Annotated in this window: 25 protein-coding genes; 10 read left to right on the top strand and 15 right to left on the bottom strand. The window is 62.0% G+C overall.

The genetic code is table 11. From position 1 onward, the window contains the following. The first annotated feature begins 103 nt into the window (after window positions 1–103). Together AB7828_RS27390 and AB7828_RS27385 are read left to right on the top strand one after the other, a co-directional pair. Window positions 104–712 carry a hypothetical protein gene (locus AB7828_RS27390; protein ID WP_441231698.1) on the top strand — a complete coding sequence of 203 codons (609 nt, stop codon included), beginning with the start codon at window positions 104–106 and terminating at the stop codon, window positions 710–712. 166 nt (window positions 713–878) lie between these two features. Beyond that, the gene (locus AB7828_RS27385) at window positions 879–1,832 is read left to right on the top strand and encodes a ribose-phosphate pyrophosphokinase (RefSeq protein ID WP_089263589.1); all 954 of its coding nucleotides are present in this window, start codon (window positions 879–881) and stop codon (window positions 1,830–1,832) included. A gap of 11 nt (window positions 1,833–1,843) precedes the next feature. On the opposite strand, the gene AB7828_RS27380 is transcribed toward AB7828_RS27385, so the two are convergent. Beyond that, a complete protein-coding gene (locus AB7828_RS27380; protein WP_089261803.1) occupies window positions 1,844–2,356 on the bottom strand; it encodes a 6,7-dimethyl-8-ribityllumazine synthase in 513 nt (170 codons plus the stop codon). Window positions 2,357–2,778: 422 nt separating this feature from the next. Between AB7828_RS27380 and AB7828_RS27375 the strand changes: the two genes are divergently transcribed. From AB7828_RS27375 to proC, 3 genes are all read left to right on the top strand, one after another. Continuing rightward, the gene (locus AB7828_RS27375) at window positions 2,779–3,279 is read left to right on the top strand and encodes a YbjN domain-containing protein (protein WP_089261805.1); all 501 of its coding nucleotides are present in this window, start codon (window positions 2,779–2,781) and stop codon (window positions 3,277–3,279) included. Further along, window positions 3,276–3,707, top strand: a complete 432-nt coding sequence (locus AB7828_RS27370) for a GNAT family N-acetyltransferase (RefSeq protein WP_439057354.1) — start codon at window positions 3,276–3,278, stop codon at window positions 3,705–3,707. The genes AB7828_RS27375 and AB7828_RS27370 overlap by 4 nt, the downstream gene beginning before the upstream one ends. A gap of 70 nt (window positions 3,708–3,777) precedes the next feature. Next, window positions 3,778–4,611 (top strand): pyrroline-5-carboxylate reductase, encoded by an 834-nt coding sequence (gene proC, locus AB7828_RS27365; RefSeq protein ID WP_441231697.1) that lies wholly within the window; start codon window positions 3,778–3,780, stop codon window positions 4,609–4,611. Here proC and AB7828_RS27360 read toward each other — a convergent pair whose 3' ends face one another. From AB7828_RS27360 to AB7828_RS27350, 3 genes are read right to left on the bottom strand one after another with little or no spacing between them, the layout of a single operon-like run. Then, entirely contained in the window at window positions 4,612–6,000 is a 1,389-nt protein-coding gene (locus AB7828_RS27360) for an ATP-binding protein (protein ID WP_089261811.1), read from the bottom strand. An 18-nt stretch (window positions 6,001–6,018) separates the two neighbouring features. Next, window positions 6,019–6,744, bottom strand: a complete 726-nt coding sequence (locus AB7828_RS27355; RefSeq protein ID WP_441231696.1) for a response regulator — start codon at window positions 6,742–6,744, stop codon at window positions 6,019–6,021. After that, window positions 6,741–7,307, bottom strand: a complete 567-nt coding sequence (locus AB7828_RS27350) for a MarR family winged helix-turn-helix transcriptional regulator (protein ID WP_068731153.1) — start codon at window positions 7,305–7,307, stop codon at window positions 6,741–6,743. Before AB7828_RS27350 ends, AB7828_RS27355 begins: the two co-directional genes overlap by 4 nt. 237 nt (window positions 7,308–7,544) lie before the next feature. Between AB7828_RS27350 and AB7828_RS27345 the strand changes: the two genes are divergently transcribed. Further along, complete coding sequence (locus tag AB7828_RS27345) at window positions 7,545–8,657, top strand: branched-chain amino acid aminotransferase (RefSeq protein WP_439062338.1); 1,113 nt, start codon at window positions 7,545–7,547, stop codon at window positions 8,655–8,657. 60 nt (window positions 8,658–8,717) lie between these two features. Here AB7828_RS27345 and AB7828_RS27340 read toward each other — a convergent pair whose 3' ends face one another. The 6 genes from AB7828_RS27340 to uvrC all read right to left on the bottom strand — a co-directional run bounded on the left by AB7828_RS27340 (window position 8,718) and on the right by uvrC (window position 14,873). Further along, window positions 8,718–10,115: an MATE family efflux transporter gene (locus AB7828_RS27340; RefSeq protein ID WP_439062711.1), complete on the bottom strand. Its 1,398-nt coding sequence runs from the start codon at window positions 10,113–10,115 to the stop codon at window positions 8,718–8,720. A gap of 145 nt (window positions 10,116–10,260) precedes the next feature. Next, on the bottom strand, window positions 10,261–11,298 hold the full coding sequence (prmB, locus tag AB7828_RS27335) for a 50S ribosomal protein L3 N(5)-glutamine methyltransferase (RefSeq protein WP_439074013.1): 1,038 nt from the start codon (window positions 11,296–11,298) through the stop codon (window positions 10,261–10,263). Further along, a complete protein-coding gene (locus AB7828_RS27330; RefSeq protein ID WP_439074014.1) occupies window positions 11,298–11,774 on the bottom strand; it encodes a molybdenum cofactor biosynthesis protein MoaE in 477 nt (158 codons plus the stop codon). The genes prmB and AB7828_RS27330 overlap by 1 nt, the downstream gene beginning before the upstream one ends. A gap of 24 nt (window positions 11,775–11,798) precedes the next feature. Further along, on the bottom strand, window positions 11,799–12,050 hold the full coding sequence (gene moaD / locus AB7828_RS27325; RefSeq protein WP_439074015.1) for a molybdopterin converting factor subunit 1: 252 nt from the start codon (window positions 12,048–12,050) through the stop codon (window positions 11,799–11,801). After that, complete coding sequence (pgsA, locus tag AB7828_RS27320) at window positions 12,047–12,658, bottom strand: CDP-diacylglycerol--glycerol-3-phosphate 3-phosphatidyltransferase (protein WP_089261825.1); 612 nt, start codon at window positions 12,656–12,658, stop codon at window positions 12,047–12,049. Before pgsA ends, moaD begins: the two co-directional genes overlap by 4 nt. A 121-nt stretch (window positions 12,659–12,779) precedes the next feature. After that, a complete protein-coding gene (gene uvrC, locus AB7828_RS27315) occupies window positions 12,780–14,873 on the bottom strand; it encodes an excinuclease ABC subunit UvrC (protein ID WP_441231695.1) in 2,094 nt (697 codons plus the stop codon). A gap of 320 nt (window positions 14,874–15,193) precedes the next feature. Here uvrC and AB7828_RS27310 point away from each other — a divergent pair, with 320 nt between their 5' ends. Further along, window positions 15,194–15,814: an outer membrane protein gene (locus AB7828_RS27310; RefSeq protein WP_068731146.1), complete on the top strand. Its 621-nt coding sequence runs from the start codon at window positions 15,194–15,196 to the stop codon at window positions 15,812–15,814. A 152-nt stretch (window positions 15,815–15,966) separates the two neighbouring features. Here AB7828_RS27310 and AB7828_RS27305 read toward each other — a convergent pair whose 3' ends face one another. The 4 genes from AB7828_RS27305 to AB7828_RS27290 form a co-directional block, all read right to left on the bottom strand. Next, entirely contained in the window at window positions 15,967–16,182 is a 216-nt protein-coding gene (locus AB7828_RS27305) for a cold-shock protein (RefSeq protein ID WP_068731145.1), read from the bottom strand. A gap of 253 nt (window positions 16,183–16,435) precedes the next feature. Next, a complete protein-coding gene (locus AB7828_RS27300) occupies window positions 16,436–17,296 on the bottom strand; it encodes a 23S rRNA (adenine(2030)-N(6))-methyltransferase RlmJ (protein ID WP_441231694.1) in 861 nt (286 codons plus the stop codon). A gap of 32 nt (window positions 17,297–17,328) precedes the next feature. Continuing rightward, window positions 17,329–18,015: a ribonuclease T2 family protein gene (locus AB7828_RS27295; protein ID WP_120288589.1), complete on the bottom strand. Its 687-nt coding sequence runs from the start codon at window positions 18,013–18,015 to the stop codon at window positions 17,329–17,331. An 86-nt stretch (window positions 18,016–18,101) separates the two neighbouring features. Further along, on the bottom strand, window positions 18,102–18,572 hold the full coding sequence (locus tag AB7828_RS27290; protein WP_089261833.1) for a hypothetical protein: 471 nt from the start codon (window positions 18,570–18,572) through the stop codon (window positions 18,102–18,104). 164 nt (window positions 18,573–18,736) lie between these two features. Here AB7828_RS27290 and AB7828_RS27285 point away from each other — a divergent pair, with 164 nt between their 5' ends. From AB7828_RS27285 to AB7828_RS27275, 3 genes are all read left to right on the top strand, one after another. Then, entirely contained in the window at window positions 18,737–19,030 is a 294-nt protein-coding gene (locus AB7828_RS27285) for a hypothetical protein (protein WP_068731365.1), read from the top strand. A 47-nt stretch (window positions 19,031–19,077) separates the two neighbouring features. Next, window positions 19,078–19,623 (top strand): DUF3617 domain-containing protein, encoded by a 546-nt coding sequence (locus AB7828_RS27280; protein ID WP_441231693.1) that lies wholly within the window; start codon window positions 19,078–19,080, stop codon window positions 19,621–19,623. Window positions 19,624–19,739: 116 nt separating this feature from the next. Further along, window positions 19,740–20,531, top strand: a complete 792-nt coding sequence (locus AB7828_RS27275; protein ID WP_441231692.1) for a thioesterase family protein — start codon at window positions 19,740–19,742, stop codon at window positions 20,529–20,531. Between the two features lie 4 nt (window positions 20,532–20,535). Here AB7828_RS27275 and AB7828_RS27270 read toward each other — a convergent pair whose 3' ends face one another. Beyond that, entirely contained in the window at window positions 20,536–20,742 is a 207-nt protein-coding gene (locus tag AB7828_RS27270) for a tautomerase family protein (RefSeq protein ID WP_093759344.1), read from the bottom strand. Between the last annotated feature and the right edge of the window lie 196 nt (window positions 20,743–20,938).

Here is a 20,938-nt window from a genome sequence, read left to right as displayed (position 1 = left end):
AAAGACCTGTGGCCGCGCTGCCCTAGACCTTAACGCATTTTAACGATATCGCTCGACCTGTCCGGCGCCGCTTGCGGCAAACGGACGGAAGTCGGGACGCCCTATGCGATTTTCTGCCCTTACGACCGATCGAGCCAGACCGCGCCTGATCCAGGCTGCGCTGTCGCTGACCGTAGCGTTTGGGCTTGCCGGCTGCGCCAATGTCCCCAATTCGGGCGGCGCCATGAACGCGCAGGCCAGCCTTTCCACCGCCTCCGGCCCGACGATCGCGTTCGAATCCATCGACGGGCCGCCGCCGCAGGTCTTCGACCGCATGGTCAACCTTCTGGATAGTGAAGCGCGCCTGCGCAACCTTGCGGTTGTATCGCGCAAGGACAGCGCGGCTTTTCGGGTCCGAAGCTACCTCTCGGCCCAGGTTCGCGGCGGCCAGACCTCGATCGCCTGGGTGTGGGATGTCTATGACCGCGACCAGAACCGTGCTCTGCGCCTGAGCGGCGAGGAACAGGCCGGCAAAGGCGGCCGCGACGCCTGGGCTACTGCCGACGACCTTGTCTTGCGGCGGATCGCGCAAGCGGGGCTCACCGGCCTCAATGGCATGATCAACGGCACCACGCCCGGCGAGCAGCCGCTTGCGCCAAGTGGCAACGGACCTGCCATCGCCAGTACCGATGAATTGCCCGTGCAGGCCACCGCATTTGCCGAGACGCGCTGACTTCAGTTCACGTTAAGCAGAGGCCCGTTTTTACGCAGGAAAACAGCGGCCCACGGGTTGCCAGCGGACGGCCGTCCTTGATATCACCTCGCTCAGCTAGACGAGTTCTTGTGGGTAATCCGATATGCTGAACGTTGTATCCACCAAGCCGCGGGGAGACGCGTCGATGTCGGCCAAGAACGGTTCGATCAAACTGGTCGCTGGTAATTCCAATCCTGTCCTCGCGCAGGAAATCGCGACCTCGCTGAATATCCCGCTGACCAAGGCCAGCGTCCGGCGCTTCGCCGATATGGAAATCTTCGTCGAGATCCAGGAAAACGTCCGCGGCTCCGACGTCTTCATTCTTCAATCCACGTCGTTCCCGACCAACGACCATCTGATGGAACTGCTGATCATCACCGATGCGCTGCGCCGCGCTTCCGCGCGCCGCATCACCGCGGTGATCCCCTATTTCGGCTACGCTCGCCAGGACCGCAAGGCCGGTGGCCGCACCCCGATCTCGGCCAAGCTGGTCGCCAACATGATCACCCATGCCGGCGCCGACCGCGTCATGACGCTCGACCTGCATGCCGGCCAGATCCAGGGCTTCTTCGATATCCCGACCGACAACCTCTATGCCGCGCCGCTGATGGTGCGCGACATCAAGGAGAAGTTCGATCTCGCCAATGTGATGGTGGTTTCGCCCGACGTCGGCGGCGTCGCCCGTGCCCGCGGCCTTGCCAAACGCATCAACGCGCCGCTCGCCATCGTCGACAAACGCCGCGAACGCCCCGGTGAATCCGAAGTGATGAACGTGATCGGCGACGTCGCCGGCTACACCTGCATCCTGATCGACGACATCGTCGACTCCGGCGGCACGCTGGTGAACGCCGCCGATGCGCTACTCAAATACGGTGCCAAGGACGTCTCCGCCTATCTCACCCATGGCGTCTTGAGCGGCGGCGCCGCCGCGCGCATCGCCAATTCCAAGCTCAAGGAATTGGTGATCACTGACTCGATCCAGCCCACGGAAGCCGTCAGCAAATCGCCGAACATCCGCGTGCTCTCGGTTGCCTCGCTGATCGCCGAAGCGATCGGCCGCACCGCATCGGAAGAGTCGGTATCGAGCCTGTTCGACTAAGGCTCGCGCCTCTACACGATCCCGGCCGCGACCTGACCGCGCAGACGCTCCAGACTGAGCAGCGTCTCGGCGCAGGCTGCCGCGACCTTGAGGCCGCTCTCCGCAAAGTGCTTGCGGAAGAATGCCGCCCGCTCTTCCGTCTCGTGAAAATCCTCCGGCGCCGTCACGGCCGAGAACACCGGGATCTCGGTGCGTAGCTGCACATCCATGAGCGCACGGATGACCGTGTCCGCCACGAAGCCGCGGGTGCCGCTGTCGATCACGAGGCCGGCCGCGACGATGGCCGTGTAGCGCCGCGTCTTGGCGAGAACCTGCACATGCAGGGGGATCTCGAACGAGCCAGGCACTTCGAACAGATCGACCTGCGACGGGCCGATATGACGCGCCTCGATCTCGCTCAGAAACGATTCCCAACACGGTGCAACGATGTCGCGATGCCAGGACGACTGCACGAAGGCGACGCGTTGCGGCTTGGCAAAGCGCGGATGCTGGACTGCGGATGACTCGGAGGTGGTGTCGTTCATGGCCTGATACTTTCGTTACGGCCAAACTATGCCGAAACCGAACCAGCCCAGCAAGGCCGTCCACAGGCTGTATTGGGGCTCAACAGGACTCCTGCGAGGCCCGGAAAGCTTGCGGGCTGCACGGAAGAATCAATAGTTACCACCCCAACCGGACTCGCGGCGCGCGAGGGCGCACCGCACAGACTCGCAATCCGGGAATCCGATTCCGGTTTGTTCTCATTGCGGCGAGATGACCTGTGGATGAGGGCCGGTTTGTCTGTGGATGGATTCGTGGTGCCGTTGCGCAGATTCAGCAAATCACATCACTTCAAACTCGCAAGGTCTGGACGAATAGAACTTGCAGCCTGCAGCGACGCTCCGACATTTTCGCGTACCGGCCAGCTGTTTGCATCATCACATTTCAAGAGCAAGGTCGCGACGGCATGTCACTTCTCGAAGGTACTATCGATTCACGGCTCAACCCGCTCGCCGTTGTCGAGGATATTGCCGCCGATCATAACTGGGCCTTCGAGCGCTCCGGCGAAGACGAAGTCACAATTGTTTCCAAAGGTGACTGGATCGATTACCAGCTCTCCTTCACTTGGATGAACGAGATCGAGGCCCTGCATCTGGCTTGCGCCTTCGACATGAAGATTCCGCCCGCTCGCCGCGCGGAAGTGCAGCGCCTGATCGCCGCGATCAACGAACAGATGTGGGTCGGTCATTTCGATATCTGGACTCACTCAGGCATGGTGATGTACCGGCAGGCGCTAGTGCTCCCCGATGGCCTCACCGCAACGACCGCGCAGTGCGAAGCGATGCTGGTCTCGGCGATCCATTCCTGCGAGCGCTACTATCCGGCATTGCAGTTCGTGGTGTGGGCCGGCAAGACCGCAGCCGAAGCAATGTCTGCTGCGATGTTCGACACTGCCGGCGAAGCATGACCGACGCGCCGGTCATCACCGTGCCGGATGCGCCCGGCGAAGCCGAACGGCTGGTGGTCGCAAATGCGCTGCTGGCCTACAATACCAAGACCGTCGGCCCCAACAATCACCAGCCGCTCTCGATCTTGATCCACGATCCCGCGACCGGCGAGCCGATCGGCGGCATCTGGGGCAAGACCGCGTTCAACTGGTGTTTCGTCGAGCTGTTCGTCGTGCCCGAACAATTTCGCGGCCAGGACATCGGCTCGAAAGTTCTCGCCAAGGCCGAAGAGATCGCGCGGGAACGCGGCTGCATCGGTCTGTGGCTCGATACCTACTGGTTTCAGGCCCGCAGCTTCTACGAGAAGCAGGGCTATGAGGTGTTCGGCGAAATCCCGGACTATCCGCGCGGCGGCCCGCGCTACTTCCTGAAAAAGAATCTCATCTAGACGGGTTCAGGCTGTGCAGCCCGCCCCGCAATGTTATGGTCCCGGCCGTTCTGACAGCCGGGATTTTGCGATGACCTCCACCACGACCTCACGCGCGCTCAACACCATCGACGGCCACATCGTGCTGGCCGGCGCCGGCAAGATGGGCGGCGCGATGCTGACGGGCTGGATCGCCGGCGGCCTCGACCCCAAACGCGCCATCGTGATCGATCCGCATGTCTCCGACGAGATCAAGGGGCTCGCGGCAAAGGGCGTCCGCCTCAATCCGGATGTGAAAGACATCGGCGCTGTCGCCGCGCTGGTTCTTGCCGTGAAGCCGCAGATGTTCGCGGAGGTCGGCCCGACCCTGCGCACGATTGCCGGATCGTCCCTCGTGGTCTCGATCATGGCGGGCACAACCATCGCCGGCATCGCCAAGGCCTGCGGCGGCAAGGTGGTACGCGCGATGCCGAATACGCCGGCCGCCATCGGCCGCGGTATCACCGTGGCGGTTGCGGCGAGCGACGTATCGCCGGAGCAACGCGGCCTGACCCACGCGCTCTTGCGCGCCACCGGATTGGTCGAATGGGTCGATGACGAAAGCCTGATCGATGCTGTGACGGCCGTCTCCGGCTCGGGGCCTGCTTATGTGTTTCTGCTGGCCGAAGAAATGGCTCGCGCCGGCATTGCTGCGGGCTTGCCGCCCGAACTCGCGATGAAGCTTGCTCGCGAGACAGTGTCCGGTTCGGGCGAGCTCCTCCGCCAGTCCGATCTCGACGCGGCGACGCTGCGCAAGAACGTCACCTCGCCCGGCGGGACCACTGCAGCCGCGCTCAGCGTATTGATGGCCGATAATGGTTTCGAGCCGCTGCTGACTCGCGCGATTGCTGCGGCAACGGCGCGGTCTAAGGAACTGGCGAAGTAACTAGACGGGCACCCGCACCACCGCCCTCAATCCGCCCATCGGACTCTCGGCCAGCGTGATATCGCCGCCATGGGAGCGCGCTATATCGCGGGCGATGGCGAGGCCAAGACCCGTGCCGCCTTCGTCCTGATTGCGGGCGTCGTCGAGCCGCAGGAACGGTTTGAACACTTCCTCGCGCATGTCGGCGGGGATGCCGGGGCCGTCATCATCCACCGTGACCGTGAGATAGCGATGATCGCGGTGTCCAGTGATGGCGATGTCATTGGCATGGCGCGCGGCGTTGGAGACGAGATTCCCGAGGCAACGCTTGAACGCGGCTGGCTTCACCGTGACGATCGGCAGGCCGTGGAACGTGACCGTCGCCTTATGGCCGTTGCGCTCGGCATCGCTGCGCAATTCTTCCAGCGCCGCAGCCATGTCCGTCGGCTGCGCCTGCTCGCCGCTGTCGCCGCGCGCAAAGGCGAGATAAGCCTCGAGCATGCCCGACATCTCATCGATATCCTTGCGCATGCCATCGACTTCCGGACCGTCCTCGATCAGCGCCAGTTCGAGCTTGAAGCGCGTCAGGATCGTGCGCAGGTCATGCGAGACGCCGGCGAGCATGGCCGTGCGCTGCTCCATCGCGCGTTCGATACGCGCCTTCATCTCGATAAAGGCATTGGCGGCACGACGGACCTCGCGTGCGCCGCGCGGCCGAAAATTCGGCGCTTCACGGCCTTTGCCGAAACTTTCGGCCGCGTCAGCGAGTTTGAGGATCGGGCGGATCTGGTTACGCAGGAACAGGATCGCGACGATCAGCAGGATCGAAGACGTCCCCACCATCCAGAACAGGAAGATTTCCGAATTCGACGCGTAAGCAGCACTGCGCTGGGCGAAGATGCGCATCACGGCATCATCGAGCTGGATGCGGATTTCCACGAGATTGGAGCGACCAACGGTGTCGATCCAGAACGGCCGCGTGATCTGCCGGCCGATCTGGACCGACAGCGCCTGATCGAGCAGCGAGAAGAACGGCTTCGGACCTGGCGGCGGCATGTCGCCGAGCGGCAGGAAATCCACCACGAGGCCAAGGCGCTGCTGTGCGATGGCTTTGATCTGCGTGCGGTCCTTATCCTGCGGATAAACCTTGTAGACGTCGATCAGCGTCGCGATGTCCTGCACCACCGCCTGCGACAGGCGGCGCGTCACCGTGTTCCAGTGCCGCTCCATGAACACGAAGGCGACCACCGACTGCAGCAGCACCATCGGCACGATCATGATCAGTAGCGTGCGGGCATAGAGCCCCGTGGGCATCACGCTCTTGAAACGCCGGCCCATCAGACTGTGCGCCGCAGAGACTCGGCCCGCCGCAGAGCGGAGGATGGTGATGCCGGTGTCGAGTGTGGTCATCGTGCAAACTTCATCGAACTATGGCGCCGCGACGAGGCGATAGCCGATGCCACGCACGGCCTGCAGAAACAACGGATTGGCCGGATCGGTCTCGATCTTGCGACGCAGGCGATTGATCTGCACGTCCACCGCACGCTCGTTCACGCTGCCACCGCCGCCGGTGAGTTCACCGCGCGGCACGGTCTCGCCGGGCGCCGCAGCCAGCACGCGCAGCATGTCACGCTCGCGGTCAGTGAGATGGATGATCTCGTCGCCTTGGCGTAGTTCGCCGCGCGCGAGGTGATACACATAAGGCCCGAACTGCAGCGACTCCGCGCGCTCGACCGGGACCGGCGCACTGCGCTTGAGAATGTTCGCGATGCGCAGCACCAGTTCGCGCGGCTCGAACGGCTTGGCAACATAGTCGTCGGCACCGATCTGCAATCCCTCGATCCGGCTTTCCGCCTCGTGCCGCGCCGTCAGCATGATGATCGGCACGGCCGAAGACGTCCGAATGAAGCGCGCGAGCTCGAAGCCGGTCTCGCCTGGCATCATCACATCGAGGATCAGGAGATCGAAATGCAGACCGAGCAACTTGGCGCGCGCTTCCTTGGCGCTCGGCGCCGTGGTGACACGGTAGCCCTCGCCCGAGAGAAAGCGCGAGAGGAGATCGCGGATACGGCGGTCGTCATCGACCAGCAACAGATGCGGCGCATCATCGGCCAATGGCACCGGCATACGTTTGGCGGCCTGAGCTAACATCATGTCTTGTTTGTCCTGCCGTCAGTTTTGGCGGATGCCTGGCCCAAGATGACCTGCAGCACCTTGTCGGGATCATTGCGGTCGATCATCGCCGAGAGAAACCTGCCGATCGCTTCAACTTCGACCGGCGTAAAATCCTTGAGCGCGCGGTTGATGCGATCGGTCTGCAAACCCGCGAGCTGCGCAACGAGAGCTTCACCCTTGGCCGTGGCGAAAAGAAGCCGTTGCCGCCGATCGGCCTCGCCGGATTTCTGAACGATATACCCTTCATCGAGCAATTGCTTGAGGACACGGCCCAGCGACTGCTTCGTAATACGCAAGACATCGAGCAGATCGGCAACCTTCAGGCCGGGATAGCGATGCACAAAGTGTACGACCCGGTGATGGGCGCGCCCGAAACCGAACTGATCGAGCACATCGTCGGGATCGCCCACAAAGTCGCGATAGGCAAAGAACAACAGCTCGATGATGTCCCAGCGGGGCGGTTTCGCAGGATCGCCGCTGGATTGCCGCTGGATCGTCTCAAGCGATCGTGACGCCGCGTCCTTGGAATTTACGTCAACCATATTGACATATCTTGGGTTCAATCTTACAAAACTGACCATCGCGACGAAACATTAGAACTCTCGCCGCATGGTCCAATAGGGCCGATCTGAGAACCATACCGGACTTCGGCATGGCGCTAAAGCCTGTCCTGGGTCATCCACTGGGGCCGGAAACGCTTTTGCCGTGGGTCCGCTTGACGTAGAACAACATCGACGCTGCCGCCCCCAGGAGCTGCGCCGTAAGCAGGAGTGAGGTCCATGGGAGTTTCGTTTGATAAAATCGATGGCGCAGCTTTGCTGAAATTCGACATTCAGCCCGCGGCGAACGCGGTGTCCGAGGGGGACCGCGCAGCAAAACTCAAGGATCCGGGCTTCGGCCGGGTTTTCACCGACCACATGGCTCTGGTCCGCTACAACCAGAAGGACGGCTGGCATGGCGCGCGCATCGAATCCCGCGCGAATTTCCCGCTCGATCCCGCAGCAGCCGTCCTGCATTACGCCCAGGAGATTTTCGAAGGGCTCAAGGCCTATGTGCGTGAAGACGGCGGCGTGAATCTGTTCCGCCCCGATGCCAATGCAAGGCGCTTCCGAAATTCTGCCGATCGTATGGCCATGGCCCCGCTGCCCGAGCCCGTGTTTATCGATGCGATCGAGCAACTCGTGCGCATCGACCGCGCCTGGATTCCATCAGGCGAAGGCAGCCTCTACCTGCGCCCCTTCATGGTTGCGAGCGAGATCTTCCTCGGCGTGAAGCCGTCCGCGGAATACATTTTCGCTGTCATCGCCTCGCCGGTTGGCTCCTATTTCAAGGGCGGACCCGCCCCGGTGTCGATCTGGGTGTCGGAGAACTACACACGCGCCGCGATCGGCGGCACCGGCGCCGTCAAATGCGGCGGCAACTACGCCGCAAGCCTCCGTGCGCAGGCCGAGGCCATCAGTCACGGCTGCGATCAGGTCGTGTTCCTCGATGCGGTCGAGCGCCGTTACATCGAAGAACTTGGCGGCATGAACATTTTCTTCGTGTTCGAGGACGGTTCGCTGCTGACACCGCCGCTCGGCACGATTCTGCCAGGCATCACCCGCGATTCGATCATCGCATTGGCGAAGGATAAGGGCACGCAGGTGCGCGAAGAACCCTATACGCTCGACCAATGGCGTGCCGACGCTGCCAGCGGCAAGCTGAAGGAGGCTTTTGCCTGCGGCACGGCGGCGGTCATCTCGCCGATCGGCCAGGTGCGCTCTGCGAGCGGTGATTTTACCATCAATGGCGGCGCCGCAGGCCCCGTTGCGATGGGACTGCGCAAACAGTTGGTCGACATTCAGTACGGCCGCGCGCCAGACCAGCACAACTGGATCCGCAAGGTTCTGTAAGCGCAGGCGCTTCAAGGCGACAAATGCCGCAGCCTTTCGAGGCTGCGGCATTTTTGTTTGTTAAGTCGCCGGTACGAGCCCGAGTTGCTCGCGCCGAGTCCAACGCCAGAGCATGACCGGTGCAACGACCGCGAGACCCGCTGCCAGCCCGATCCAGATGCCGACGCCGCCGAAGCCCAGCTTGAATGCGAACAGCAGGCTGAGACCCATGCCGAAGCCCCAATAGCCCAATGCGGCAAAGATCATCGGTACGCGCGTATCCTGCAATCCGCGCAGCATCCCTGCAGCCACCGACTGCGCGCCATCCGCAATCTGGAACACCGCCGCGCAAAACAGAAACGACATTGCCGTATCGATGACGACGGCATTGGCGGGATTGCTCAGATCGATGAAGGCGCCAATCAGGACACGCGGCGCAGCCAGCAACAGCATGCTCATCGACGCCATGAATGACACCGCAAGCCCGAATGCAGTCCATCCTGCTCGCGTGATGCCATCGCGATCCACGGCGCCTTTGGCCAATCCAACGCGGACAGTTGCCGCCTGGCTCAGTCCCATTGGCACCATGAAGGAGATCGATGCGATCTGGATTGCAATCGCATGCGCCGCGATGGCGGCCGTTCCGAACTGCCCCATCAGGAACACCGCCGCATTGAAGACGGTAATTTCGAATGCAAGCGTCGCGCCGATCGGCAGACCGATGCGCCATAGCTTCGCGAGGCGTGGCCAATCGGCGCGCCACCAGTTGCCGAACAAATGATAACGCCGAAACTTCGGATGCCATGCGACGACGAGCGCAAAGACTGCGAACAGAAAGATGTTCGACAGCGTGGTCGCAAGGCCGGAACCGCGCAGACCCATCTCCGGAAATCCGAGATGGCCGAACACCAGCACCCAGTTGGCAGCAGCATTGAACAGAATGGTGACGCCCGTCACCAGCAGTGCCCAGAGTGGGCGTTGCACGGCGGCAACGAATGAGCGCAGCACGATGAAGCCCAGCGCAGGCAGGAAGCCCCACTGCAACATGTGCACGAAGCTCTGGGCGTCGGCAGCGGCCTGCGCCTCCTGACCGAACAGCAACAAGATCGCCTCAGCATGCCAGAGAACGATCCATGCCGGCACTGAGACGATCAGCGCCGTCCACAAACCCTGCCGGAATGTTCGCCGGACATCTCGCACCGCATGCAACTTGCGACCGATCGCTTCCGCCATCATCGGCGATGTCGCAGTAACGAGGCCGATGGCGAAGATCAGAATCGCGAAATAGACATTCACACCCAGCGCCGACGCGGCCAGAGCCTCCGCACTCACACGGCCGAGTATGATCACGTCAGTTGTGGTGAGTGCGATCTGCGCAAGATTGGTCAGCACCAGCGGCCAGCCAAGCGCCAGCGTCGCCCGCAATTCAGCGAGCCACAGATTGCGCGTTGGCGCTTTCTGATCGACAGCCAGCAGCATGACATCCTTCAGTCGATTTGAACGACGCAACGGTGAGAGATGTCGCGTCAAAATCCGTCCGACAACGATGTCGGACATTCACACATCAAAATGCGCGTGAAGATGCCGTGATAAACGCTACGGGCGTATTTGGCCAGATATCGGACTAGCCGGCGCCGCGACCTTGCAGCGCAGCAGCGGACACCCAGAACACCTCGCCTTCGGAGTCTTCGGTGTCCAGCCAGATCAACGGCAGATCGGGAAAGGCTTCATCGACATTGGCGCGGCCGCGACCGATTTCACACAACAAACCGCCATGTGGATTCAGATGATCGCCAGCCTGTTCAATGATCTTCCTGACGATGTCGAGCCCGTCATCGCCGCCATCGAAAGCCATAGCCGGTTCGGCCAGGCATTCATCCGGCAAATCCGCCATGCCCTGCGCATCGACGTAAGGCGGATTGGTGATGATGAGATCGTAACGGGTATCCCCGAGCGGTTCGAACAGATCGCCCTTGTAAAGCGTCAGTCGCTCGTCGAGACCGTAGTCAATGACGTTGCGCATGGCGACGGCGAGTGCCGCGGGTGACAGATCGACGGCATCGACCTGCGCGTTGGGGAACGACTGGCTGGCCAGGATCGCGATGCAGCCGGAGCCGGTGCAGAGGTCCAGCACGCTTTCAACGTCCATGGGATCGTCGATCAGCGAGCCGCCTTCACCGTCATCGCCGCTGAAATGAGAATCCAGCAATTCGCCGATGAAAGACCGCGGCACGATGGTGCGCTCGTCCACATAGAACGGTAGGCCGCGCATATAGATCTTGTTGAGCAGATAGGCCGCCGGTTTGCGCGTCGTCACGCGGCGATGAATGATGTCGAGGATCTGCTTGCCTTCGGCCGCAGTTACCCGCGCCATGGCGAAATTCTCGAACTGGTCGGGATGCAGATGCAGGACTTCGCAAACGATGAAGGCGGCTTCGGCCACGGGATCGGTGGTGCCGTGCGCAAAAGAGAGCCGGGCCTCGATGAAACGGCTGGTGGCGTAGCGCACATAGTCGAGCAATGTCGCTAGCTCGCCCGGCGCCACCTTCGGCAGGGTCGCAGTCGCGATCTTCTTCACGGAGGTCTTTGCCTTTGCAGAAGCCTTGCTTGCAGATTTCCTGACCGCCTTCTTCGCGGTTGTCTTCACAGTCTTCTTTGCCATCATTTATCCCAGCGCGCCGCAGCGTCGTCATCGTCGGCCTTCGCAGCAATCCAGCTGCTGCCACCGGCGGTTTCCTCGCGCTTCCAGAACGGAGCATGCGCCTTGAGGTAATCCATCAGAAACTCGGCGGCCTGAAACGCGGCCTGGCGATGTGCCGACGCGGTTAGCACCACCATGATATTCTCGCCGGGCAGGATGCGGCCGACGCGATGAACGATTGTCACGCCTGTCAACGGCCAGCGTGTCATCGCTTCCTCGGCGTGGCGCGCAATTTCGGCTTCGGCCATGCCGGGATAGTGCTCCAGCGTCAGCGCCGTGGTCGCGTCGCCGCTGCCACTTAAGTTTTCTTGGCCGCGGCAGATGCCGCTGAATGTGACCACCGCGCCGATATCGGTCCGGCTCGCCGTCAGCGCGGCGATCTCGCTGGAGACGTCGAAATCGGCATCCTGAATGCGGATGGTCACGTTGGAGGTCATGAGATCAACGCAGTCGTTGTAAAATCAGCCGCCGGTCATCGGCGGGAAAAATGCAATCTCGCGGGCGCCAGCGATGATGGTGTCGGGCCGCACATGGGTATGGTCGATGGCTGCGCGGATCACTTTCGGTGTTTCGAACGCATAGGCATATTCGTCGCCGCGCGTGCTCAGCCATCCGATCAGATCGCCGACGGTGCGCACGGCTGCTGGCGGCTCGACCGTCTCTTCGGCCTTGCCGATGCGCTCGCGCACCCAGGCGAAGTAGACGACCTTCATGCATCCTCCGCAATGAGGTGGTGAATGCCAGCCCTGAAATAGTCGTAGCCCGTATAAATGGTGACGAGCGCGGAAATCCACAGCAGCAACAGACCGAGCTGCGTCGTGATCGGGATCACCTGATCGCCGGCCTCGCCGGCCAGCAGGAAGCCGATGGCGATCAGCTGGGCCGTCGTCTTCCACTTCGCCACTCTGGAGACCGGGACGCTGACACGGAGTGCGGCGAGATATTCACGTAGACCCGAGACCAGAATTTCGCGGCACAGGATCACGATGGCGGCCCACAGGGTCCAGCCGTGGATGATGCCATCGGCCGCCAGCATCAGCAGGCAGGAGGCCACCAGCAGCTTGTCGGCGATCGGATCGAGCATCCGGCCAAAAGCCGACTGCTGATTCCAGATCCGAGCGTAATAACCATCGAGAAAATCCGTGACCGCGGCGCCGATAAAGACGGCCAGCGCGACCCAGCGCAGCCATAGCGGGCCATCCATGATCGACTGCGAATAGATGCAGCCGACCACCACCGGAATGGCGGCAATGCGGGCCATGGTCAGGATATTTGGCAGGGACATCGCGGAATTCGCGGCCCGTCTCGTGGTCACTGTCATCCGTCTTACCAATACTGCCAGAGCGCAGAGGTCAACCGCCAGCGAAGCGGGGCGGCTTAGTTTACCGCAAAACTGCCCCAAGGCATGCGACAGCCAGATTACGTCTCGTCCATCTTTGCGGTCATCTGGCCACTGGCTGGGGGTGAAAAAAGTCGAAAATCTTGCGGGCGCTCTCGGCCGAGATGCCGGGAACCTTGCCGAGGTCGCCTACGGAGGCCCGCTCGATCTCTTTCAGCGTTCCGAAATGGTGCAGGAGTGCCCGCTTGCGGGTTGGGCCGATTCCCGGGATTTCCTGTAATCCGGCCTCACGGATGTCCTTCTTGCGCAGTGTGCGGTGCGATCCAATGACGAACCGATGCGCTTCGTCGCGCAGCCGCTGGATGAAATACAGCACAGGATCCCGCGGCTCGAGCTTGATGGCATCGCGGCCAGGAATGAACATGGTCTCGCGGCCGGCGTCACGATCCGGCCCCTTGGCCACAGCCATCAGGGTCACATCGGTCAGTTTCAGCTCGTCGAAGATCTCCTTGACTGCATTGAGCTGGCCGCGGCCGCCGTCGATGATGACGAGATCAGGCCATAGCGGCACGTCATCGTCTTTCGGCTTGGCCACCTCGCCCTCAACCGGCGGTGCCAGCAGCCGTTTGAAGCGGCGCTGCAGCACCTCCTTCATCATCCCGTAGTCGTCGCCGGGCGTGAGCCCCTCGGACTTGATGTTGAACTTGCGGTACTGGTTCTTGATGAAGCCATCCGGCCCCGCCACGATCATTGCACCAACCGCGTTGGTGCCCTGGATATGGCTATTGTCATAGACCTCGATACGCTTCGGCACCGTGGCCATGCCCGCCATTTTCGACATGCCTTCCAGCAGACGCGTCTGCGTCGCCGTGTCGGCGAGCTTGCGGCCAAGCGCTTCGCGGGCATTGGTCAGCGCGTGGACGACCAGCTCCTTCTTTTCGCCGCGCTGCGGTGTCAGCACCTCGACCTTGAAACCTGCCTTGACGCCGAGCGCGCTGGCCAACAGCTCGCTTTCCTCGATGGCATGCGACAGCAGCACCATCTTCGGCGGCGGCTTATCCTCGTAGAACTGCGCCAGAAACGAGCCGAGCACTTCCTCCGGCGTGTATGATTTTTCGGCCTTGGGGAAATAGGCGCGGTTGCCCCAGTTCTGGCCGGTGCGGAAGAAGAACACCTCGACGCAGGAATAACCGCCTTCCTGATGGATGGCGAAGACATCGGCCTCTTCCACCGTGCGCGGATTGATGCCTTGCTGCGACTGGATAGCAGACAGGGCTGCAAGGCGGTCGCGATACAGCGCGGCGCGCTCGAAGGCGAGCTCATCCGACGCCTTCTCCATTTCACCAGCCAATAGCTGCTTCACTGCGCGGCTGCGGCCGGACAGGAAGTCCTTCGCCTCACGCACCAGTTCGGTATAGCCGGGAAAATCGATCTCGCCGGTGCAGGGGCCAGAGCAGCGACGGATTTGATACAGCAGACACGGGCGCGTACGGCTCTCGAAAAAGGAATCCGTGCACGACCGCACCAGGAACGCGCGCTGCAGTGCCGTGATGGTGCGGTTGACCGCGCCCACCGACGCAAACGGTCCGAAATAGCGGCCGGGCCGCGATTGCGCGCCGCGATGTTTCAGAATCTGGGGTGCCCAGTGATCGCCCGAGATCAGAATATACGGAAAGGACTTGTCGTCGCGGAGCTGCACGTTGAAGCGCGGCCGCAGTTGCTTGATGAGATTGGCCTCGAGCAGCAGCGCCTCGGTCTCGGTCGCCGTCGAGATGATCTCAACCACCACGGTCGCCGCGATCATGCGTGCGATGCGCATCACCTGCCCGGTCGGCCTTGCATAGGACGACAGCCGCTTCTTCACGTTCTTGGCCTTGCCGACATACAGCACGTCGTTGGCCGCATTCAGCATCCGGTAGACGCCGGGCGATGTCGGAGCATGGCGTACGGCATGTTCGATGGCCGCACGGCCGAGCGCCAGCGGGCCTTCGGCGACCAGGTCGCCGAAATCGTCATCGCCAGCATCCGGGAGCGCGCCGTCTTCCTCGTCGTCGGCCGCCGCGGGTTCCGGTTCGAGGTCGGGTGGCGCCTGCAAGGTGGACTGGGTGGCCTGCCCGGAACTAGGGCTGTCGGAACCTGGCTCTGCTGCGGGCTCGGATGATGTCTCGTGCAGCGGCTCAGTGGGGTCTTGAATCATGAGGTCAATTTAAGCGCTGCAGCGGGTCATCGCCAGCATTCGTGCGACCGGAAATGCCCTCGCAACGGCCGGTTTTCCGGCAGCTCGCGGCAGGCCACAGGATTTTGGCCGCCCGCCCCAGGAAATTCGCGGATTGCCAAAAGTAAGACTCTTTTAACGCCAATACGGCCCCGCAGCGGCCCGTTAAGGACCGCTTAATCTAAAACTCTCGATAAATCGTCTCGATAAAAGATGGAATTCCGTAACCCTAAGGCTTCGTTCGGCAGAATCCCGAGCGCGCTCCCATGGGCCGGCAGTAACGCGTATTTTGGAGAGTTGAGATGAGTAAGTTTGCGTTCGCGGCAGTCGCCCTCGTGGCTGCAGGTGCGACAACAGCACATGCGGCGGACATGCCTTACCGGTCGCGCGCCCCCTATACCGTTGCCCAGCCGCTCAATGCCTATAGCTGGGCCGGCCCGTATCTCGGCGCCACTCTCGGTTACGAATGGGGCAGCGTCTCCAACACCGGTGCGAAGCCCTCGGGCATCGCCGGCGGCGTGACGGGCGGTTACAACTGGCAGAGCGGCAACATCGTGTTCGGTCTCGAAGGCGATCTGCAGGGCACTGGCGCAGATGACCGCTTCGCCACCTACAAGTTCTCGAACCCCTGGTTCGGCACCGCGCGCGGCCGCATCGGCTACGCTTTCAACAACGTGCTGCTCTACGGCACCGCCGGCCTCTCCTTCGGCAGCCTCGAAGCCGAGCTGAACGGCCTGCAGCAGTCGCAAACTTCGGTTGGCTGGACCGCGGGTGTCGGCGCCGAAGTCGGCATCTACCAGAACTGGACCGCCAAGATCGAATATCTCTATGTCGATCTGTCCAAGAACACCTACACGCTCACCGGCACCGACAGCGCGCTCAGCTTCGGTACCGTGCGCATCGGCGTGAACTATCACTTCTAAGCCCGGCTCCGGACGCCTCGCGTCCGGACTTCGTCTTCAAGTACTTCGTCTCCAGATACGTCGACTCCAAGTACAAGAAACCATTGCCATCCACTCCCGGCCGCGCTGCGGCCGGGATTTTTTTATGGCCCACTCCCAAGCTGGATCCGCCGCTATCCTGTGATGACCAGATTGACCGCTTTGGGGCCCTTGCCCTTCTTGTCGGGCTCGACCTCGAAGGTGATCCGCTGTCCTTCGATCAGGTCCTTCAGGCCCGCGCGCTCGACTGCGGTAATGTGCACAAACACGTCCCGTCCGCCATCGTCCGGCTTGATGAAGCCGTAGCCACGCTCGCCATTGAAAAACTTGACCGTACCGCTCATGCCCATCGGGTCCCTCCCCGCAATGCTCCGCCGCGGCGCTTTCGCGCTGCGACCGACCGGACATTCACTCCACGGAAGCTAGGCCTTGTTTCAATATCGATTTGGGCCACGTCACTCCGCCGCAACCATTCGCGGAAGCGGAACGTAAAGCCAGTCATAATGACAGCAGCTTAATACGGTTCCGTCGGGATTGACTACCGTTTTTGGCGGCGCCGTTTGATAGTTGGAGTTTGCGTAGTTCAGCGCAGGCTGTGCGACGTCAGGGTTTGGCCGTCTCGAGCCGGAAGCGTCCGGCGCCGCCAAGGCCAAGCGGCTTCTCGAGCTGCGGCAGGATTTCCTTGAGCTCGGCAGCAAGCTTCCACGGCGGATTAACGATCAAAAGTCCCGTCGAGGTCAGCGGACCATCCGCCGTTTGCGGTGCAACGCTGAATTCGAGGCGCAGGCATTTACCAGGTGTGGCAGATGCAGCAGCCGTCGCGGCGACGTGCTGCGCCAGCTCATCGGTGGCGCGGCGGCTCTTGGCGGGATACCACAGCATGTAAATGCCGGTCGCCCATTTGGTATAGACCTGCTCGAACACTGCAGCCATCCGCGCGAATTCGTTCTTGTCTTCATAGGGCGGATCGATCAGCACCACGCCGCGCCGTTCCTTTGGTGGCACATAGGCCGGCAGACCGATCCAGCCATCGATATCGACCACGCGCGCCTGCTCGTCCCTGCGCAGCGCAGAGATCAGCTTCTTGCGCGCCGTGGGCTCGACCTCGCAGCACACCATGCTGTCCTGCGGCCGCATCAAGGCGCGCGCGATCAGCGGCGAGCCGGGATAAGCTTTGAGCTCGCGCGGCGCATTGAATGACCGGACAATGTCGAGATAGGGCGCGACCAGCGGCACACTGGCTTCGCTGAACCGCGCCTGCAGGGCGCGCGCGATGCCGGTGGTCCATTCGCCGGAACGCGTGGCTTCATCGCCGGTCAGGTCATAGAGCCCGGCGCCGGCATGACTGTCGATGACGCGGAACGGCGCCGGCTTCTCCTGCAGATGGGTCAGGATGCGGACCAGCACGATATGCTTGATGACATCGGCAAAGTTGCCGGCGTGAAAGGCGTGTCGATAATTCATCCGCCAGCAGTACGCTAGGAATGCCGGTTGAGCTAGCCGCCTCGCATCGGCGGCATTACCACCTGATCGCGGCGGCAGGCGCGGCGGTCAATCTCCTCGCAAGCGCGGAACTGGAGATCCTTGCTCATGCAGACCCGGACCTCGGTCAGGCGGTTACGATCGCAGGTCACGGCAATGGCCGAGTTGCTGAGGCCTGGATTGACCTTGATGAAGGCTTCCTCGATTGCGTCCGGCGCAATCGTCTTGGCCTGCTGCAGATCGAGAAACTCGTCGGGAATTTTGACGCCGGCGCGCGCCTTGCGGATGGCTTCGAAATAGGCGCGCTGGCCGAGGCCGGAGCAGGTGCCGTGCTTGTCCCATTCATTGAAGATCAGGCCGGGCGCCGGCATCAGGTCGAGCATCGACTGCATGATATTGCGTGCCAGCCGCGGGGCCGGACGCTCGCAGTAATTCGGGAAGCCGCGGTCATATTGCGGCCACAGGCCATGAACCACGAAAGAGTAAGGCCGGCCGCCGCATTGCATCTGGGCCGAGCGGTTGTTGCCACCGCGCTCCTGGGCCGCCTCGCAGAAACTCGGCGACCACGACAGCGACAATACGTAAAAATCGAATTCGCCCGGCGCGTTCTGCCGGCGGTCCTGTGCTGAGGCCGGATCGACGCTCAGCGCCGCGAGCGCGAGAAACCCAAGCGAAATGACAAGTCGAAATGCCTGAAACATGACGCGCCCCACCCCTGAGAAGGGCAAACCTAATCAGGCATCAAGAACAATTCAAGAACAAAATGGGTTGGATCCGCAAACGAAGCTTAGTGCTTCGCCGCCCGGCAACGCGGGTTATAGGCCCAGTCGCGGTCGAGACCGACGACGCACCATTCCACGCCCTGGCCGTAGCCGGCAAAGCCGCCATCCTCGATGATCGAGTAATGCACCTGGCGCGTCTTGCCATCGGTCAGCATCGCGTCGGCGGTGCAGTAGCGGCGCGGGATGTTGTCGGAGGTCCAAGGGCGGAAGGCCGTCTCGTGGACTCGGCTGAAGCCGGTAATCTGCAGCGCCGAATTCCAGAAGGTGCTTTCCTTGTCCTGGAACTGCGACGAAATCGTCGAGAGACCAGCTTCGCAATCCGCCAGACGGCCCTCGTAGTTCGGCCCGGACAGCCAGAAGTTCAGCTCGAGCAGGTTCGCAGCCTGTGCGCCCGGAGCCAGGGTCATAAGCCCGAGAACGGCGCCGGTAACGGCAGCCAGGACGGCTTTCTTCCAGGATGAAATGAGGTCGCGCATGGGGAATCCGCCGTCTGATGATTGTTCCCGGAACGTGCCGCGAAGCCCGTGCAGGGTCAAGTGCATCGCGGCCACACCCAGCGCACAACTCTGTCAGAACCCGGACGGCGTTCTTTTCAGCGTCGCCGATGCCCTCTAAGGTGCCCATAACGATGGAGACGGTGATGCGAATGATTCGGTTGGCGATTTTGGCTGCAGGTCTGAGCGGTGCGATCATGAGCAGCGCGGCCAAGGCCGACTGGGTGCCTCCATTCAAGGGCAATGACACCGGCGGCATCATCTCCACATCCCTGATCAGCCAGACCGACATTCGCGCCCTGGCGATCGATCATTGCGCGCGTTACGGCAAGGTCGTGAAATTCCTGAGCGCACCGCAGGAATATGGCGCCTACGTCTCGTTCGCCTGCCGCTGGGTGCCCTATGGCGCCTCGGATCGGCCGCTCCGCGTTCGCTACTGAACCTTTTCACGCGACACAGCGTCTCATCGGCTTGGGGAGAACCAGGCATGATGCGACGCTGTGTTTCACTGTTGAATATTTCCGTTTTGAGCGCGACTGCGATGTTGTGGGCAATACCCGCCATCGCCGATCCCATCGAGTTGCCGGCGCGCAAGGCCGGGCTCTGGGAAATGAAGATGCAGGGCAGCGCCGGGATGCCCGGCATGACGATGCAGCACTGCACCGACGAGACCACCGACAAGTTCATGAACACGACCTTCTCGCCGATGGCGAAGGACATGTGTTCGAAGAACGAGATGAAGAAGACCGCGACGGGCTATGTCACGGATTCGGTCTGCAATATCGGTGGCACCACCAGCACGTCGCATGCCGAGATCACCGGCGATTTCAACTCTGCCTATACGATGAAGATCACCTCGCAGAGTTCGGGCGGCGCCAAGGCCAACACTGGCGACAGCACCACGCAGCTGGAAGCCAAATGGCTCGGCGCCTGCAAGCCGGACCAGAAGCCCGGTGACATCATGATGCCCGGCGGCATGAAGATGAATGTCAAAGACATCGAGAAGATGAAGGGCATGCACCGGCCGCAATAGAGCCGCGCGCCCGCTGCGCCGATGTTTTCCACCGCTGCGTTCTCCGCTATAGATGATGGTAATCATCCCAATGGCGTGCATGACGCCAGCGACAGGAAACTCCGAAGGGCAGCTCCATGACTGAATTCACCGCATTGATGTCGTCCATGACGCGCTCCGGCGACGGCTGGGCCGCCCATGTCAGCGACGACTGGCTACAGGGCCGTACCGTCTATGGCGGTCTGGCCGCGGCACTGTGCATGCAGGCTGCGCTCAATGAATTCGGCGCCGTGCCGCCACTTCGCTCGGCGCAGATCGCTTTCGTCGGCCCGGCCCCCGGTCCATTGCAGTTGCGCGCCAGCGTTCTGCGCAAGGGCAAATCGACCTTGTTCGCCAGTGTCGATCTTGTCGGCGAAGCAGGCCTCGCGACCCGCGCCATGTTCTGCTTCGGCGCCGCGCGTGAATCGGCTTTTGCTCATGTGGTTACCGGGACGCCGGAACTGAAAGCACCGGAGCATTGCCCGGACTTCTTTCGCCGCGCGCCTCCGACGCTGCGTTTCCTGGAGCATATCGAAGGCCGGCATATGGGGGGCTCGATGCCGTTCAGCGGCAGCGAGGATCCGCAGATGATGCTGTGGCTGCGCCACCGCGAGCCCGGCATCCAGCCATCGCTGGTGGCGTTGCTGGCCTTGGCCGACGCGCCGCCGCCGGCAGCTTCCGTCCGATCCACAACGCCCTCGCCGATCAGCACGATGACCTGGTCGATCGACATGCTCACCGACGAGATCACCACCGATGACGGCTGGTGGCTGATCCGCAATGTCGCCGAGCAGATCGTCGGCGGTTATTCCAGCCAGGCGATGACGCTGTGGAATCGAAACGGCCGGCCCATCATGGCCAGCCGTCAGAATATTGCAGTGTTTGGATAGACGCTTACTTCTTCGCCGCGGCGGCTGCGCGCTCGACGAAGGTCTGGCCACCCTTCATCTTGTTGTTGAGCGGCGCTTCGTTGATCTGGATGACGACGGCATCGGCAGTGACGCCGAGGTTCTTCACCAGCGCCTGAGTGATGTCGAGCATCATGCCCTTCTTCTGCTCGTCGGTGCGGCCGGCCGCCAGGTTGATCGTGATCTCAGGCATTGATGTCTCCTTTTATGATTTCACTCTCGTCATGGCCGGGCTTGTCCCGGCCATCCACGACTTTCTCAATCGACCGTATCAAACAAGACGTGGATGGCCGGGACAAGCCCGGGCATGACGATCAACGGATGGTTATGAGCTCCACTTCACGCCGTGCTTGTCGAGAATCTTGCGGACCGCACTGACGAGATCGGTT

It is taken from the genome of Tardiphaga sp. 215_C5_N2_1, from assembly GCF_052076055.1.
GTDB lineage: Bacteria > Pseudomonadota > Alphaproteobacteria > Rhizobiales > Xanthobacteraceae > Tardiphaga > Tardiphaga robiniae.
This window is presented reverse-complemented; position numbering and strand designations above follow the sequence as displayed.

Bases quoted from the DNA above. Each gene is read 5' to 3' on its own strand.
- uvrC (WP_441231695.1), bottom strand. From the start codon at position 14,873: ATGATTCAAGACCCCACTGAGCCGCTGCACGAGACATCATCCGAGCCC.
- AB7828_RS27290 (WP_089261833.1), bottom strand. From the start codon at position 18,572: ATGCGCGACCTCATTTCATCCTGGAAGAAAGCCGTCCTGGCTGCCGTT.
- AB7828_RS27370 (WP_439057354.1), top strand. From the start codon at position 3,276: ATGACCGACGCGCCGGTCATCACCGTGCCGGATGCGCCCGGCGAAGCC.
- AB7828_RS27360 (WP_089261811.1), bottom strand. From the start codon at position 6,000: ATGACCACACTCGACACCGGCATCACCATCCTCCGCTCTGCGGCGGGC.
- AB7828_RS27285 (WP_068731365.1), top strand. From the start codon at position 18,737: ATGCGAATGATTCGGTTGGCGATTTTGGCTGCAGGTCTGAGCGGTGCG.
- AB7828_RS27345 (WP_439062338.1), top strand. From the start codon at position 7,545: ATGGGAGTTTCGTTTGATAAAATCGATGGCGCAGCTTTGCTGAAATTC.
- moaD (WP_439074015.1), bottom strand. From the start codon at position 12,050: ATGAAGGTCGTCTACTTCGCCTGGGTGCGCGAGCGCATCGGCAAGGCC.
- AB7828_RS27305 (WP_068731145.1), bottom strand. From the start codon at position 16,182: ATGGGCATGAGCGGTACGGTCAAGTTTTTCAATGGCGAGCGTGGCTAC.
- proC (WP_441231697.1), top strand. From the start codon at position 3,778: ATGACCTCCACCACGACCTCACGCGCGCTCAACACCATCGACGGCCAC.
- AB7828_RS27355 (WP_441231696.1), bottom strand. From the start codon at position 6,744: ATGATGTTAGCTCAGGCCGCCAAACGTATGCCGGTGCCATTGGCCGAT.
- AB7828_RS27340 (WP_439062711.1), bottom strand. From the start codon at position 10,115: ATGCTGCTGGCTGTCGATCAGAAAGCGCCAACGCGCAATCTGTGGCTC.
- pgsA (WP_089261825.1), bottom strand. From the start codon at position 12,658: ATGACAGTGACCACGAGACGGGCCGCGAATTCCGCGATGTCCCTGCCA.
- AB7828_RS27270 (WP_093759344.1), bottom strand. From the start codon at position 20,742: ATGCCTGAGATCACGATCAACCTGGCGGCCGGCCGCACCGACGAGCAG.
- AB7828_RS27385 (WP_089263589.1), top strand. From the start codon at position 879: ATGTCGGCCAAGAACGGTTCGATCAAACTGGTCGCTGGTAATTCCAAT.
- prmB (WP_439074013.1), bottom strand. From the start codon at position 11,298: ATGGCAAAGAAGACTGTGAAGACAACCGCGAAGAAGGCGGTCAGGAAA.
- AB7828_RS27310 (WP_068731146.1), top strand. From the start codon at position 15,194: ATGAGTAAGTTTGCGTTCGCGGCAGTCGCCCTCGTGGCTGCAGGTGCG.
- AB7828_RS27380 (WP_089261803.1), bottom strand. From the start codon at position 2,356: ATGAACGACACCACCTCCGAGTCATCCGCAGTCCAGCATCCGCGCTTT.
- AB7828_RS27390 (WP_441231698.1), top strand. From the start codon at position 104: ATGCGATTTTCTGCCCTTACGACCGATCGAGCCAGACCGCGCCTGATC.
- AB7828_RS27350 (WP_068731153.1), bottom strand. From the start codon at position 7,307: ATGGTTGACGTAAATTCCAAGGACGCGGCGTCACGATCGCTTGAGACG.
- AB7828_RS27300 (WP_441231694.1), bottom strand. From the start codon at position 17,296: ATGAATTATCGACACGCCTTTCACGCCGGCAACTTTGCCGATGTCATC.
- AB7828_RS27275 (WP_441231692.1), top strand. From the start codon at position 19,740: ATGACTGAATTCACCGCATTGATGTCGTCCATGACGCGCTCCGGCGAC.
- AB7828_RS27295 (WP_120288589.1), bottom strand. From the start codon at position 18,015: ATGTTTCAGGCATTTCGACTTGTCATTTCGCTTGGGTTTCTCGCGCTC.
- AB7828_RS27330 (WP_439074014.1), bottom strand. From the start codon at position 11,774: ATGACCTCCAACGTGACCATCCGCATTCAGGATGCCGATTTCGACGTC.
- AB7828_RS27375 (WP_089261805.1), top strand. From the start codon at position 2,779: ATGTCACTTCTCGAAGGTACTATCGATTCACGGCTCAACCCGCTCGCC.
- AB7828_RS27280 (WP_441231693.1), top strand. From the start codon at position 19,078: ATGATGCGACGCTGTGTTTCACTGTTGAATATTTCCGTTTTGAGCGCG.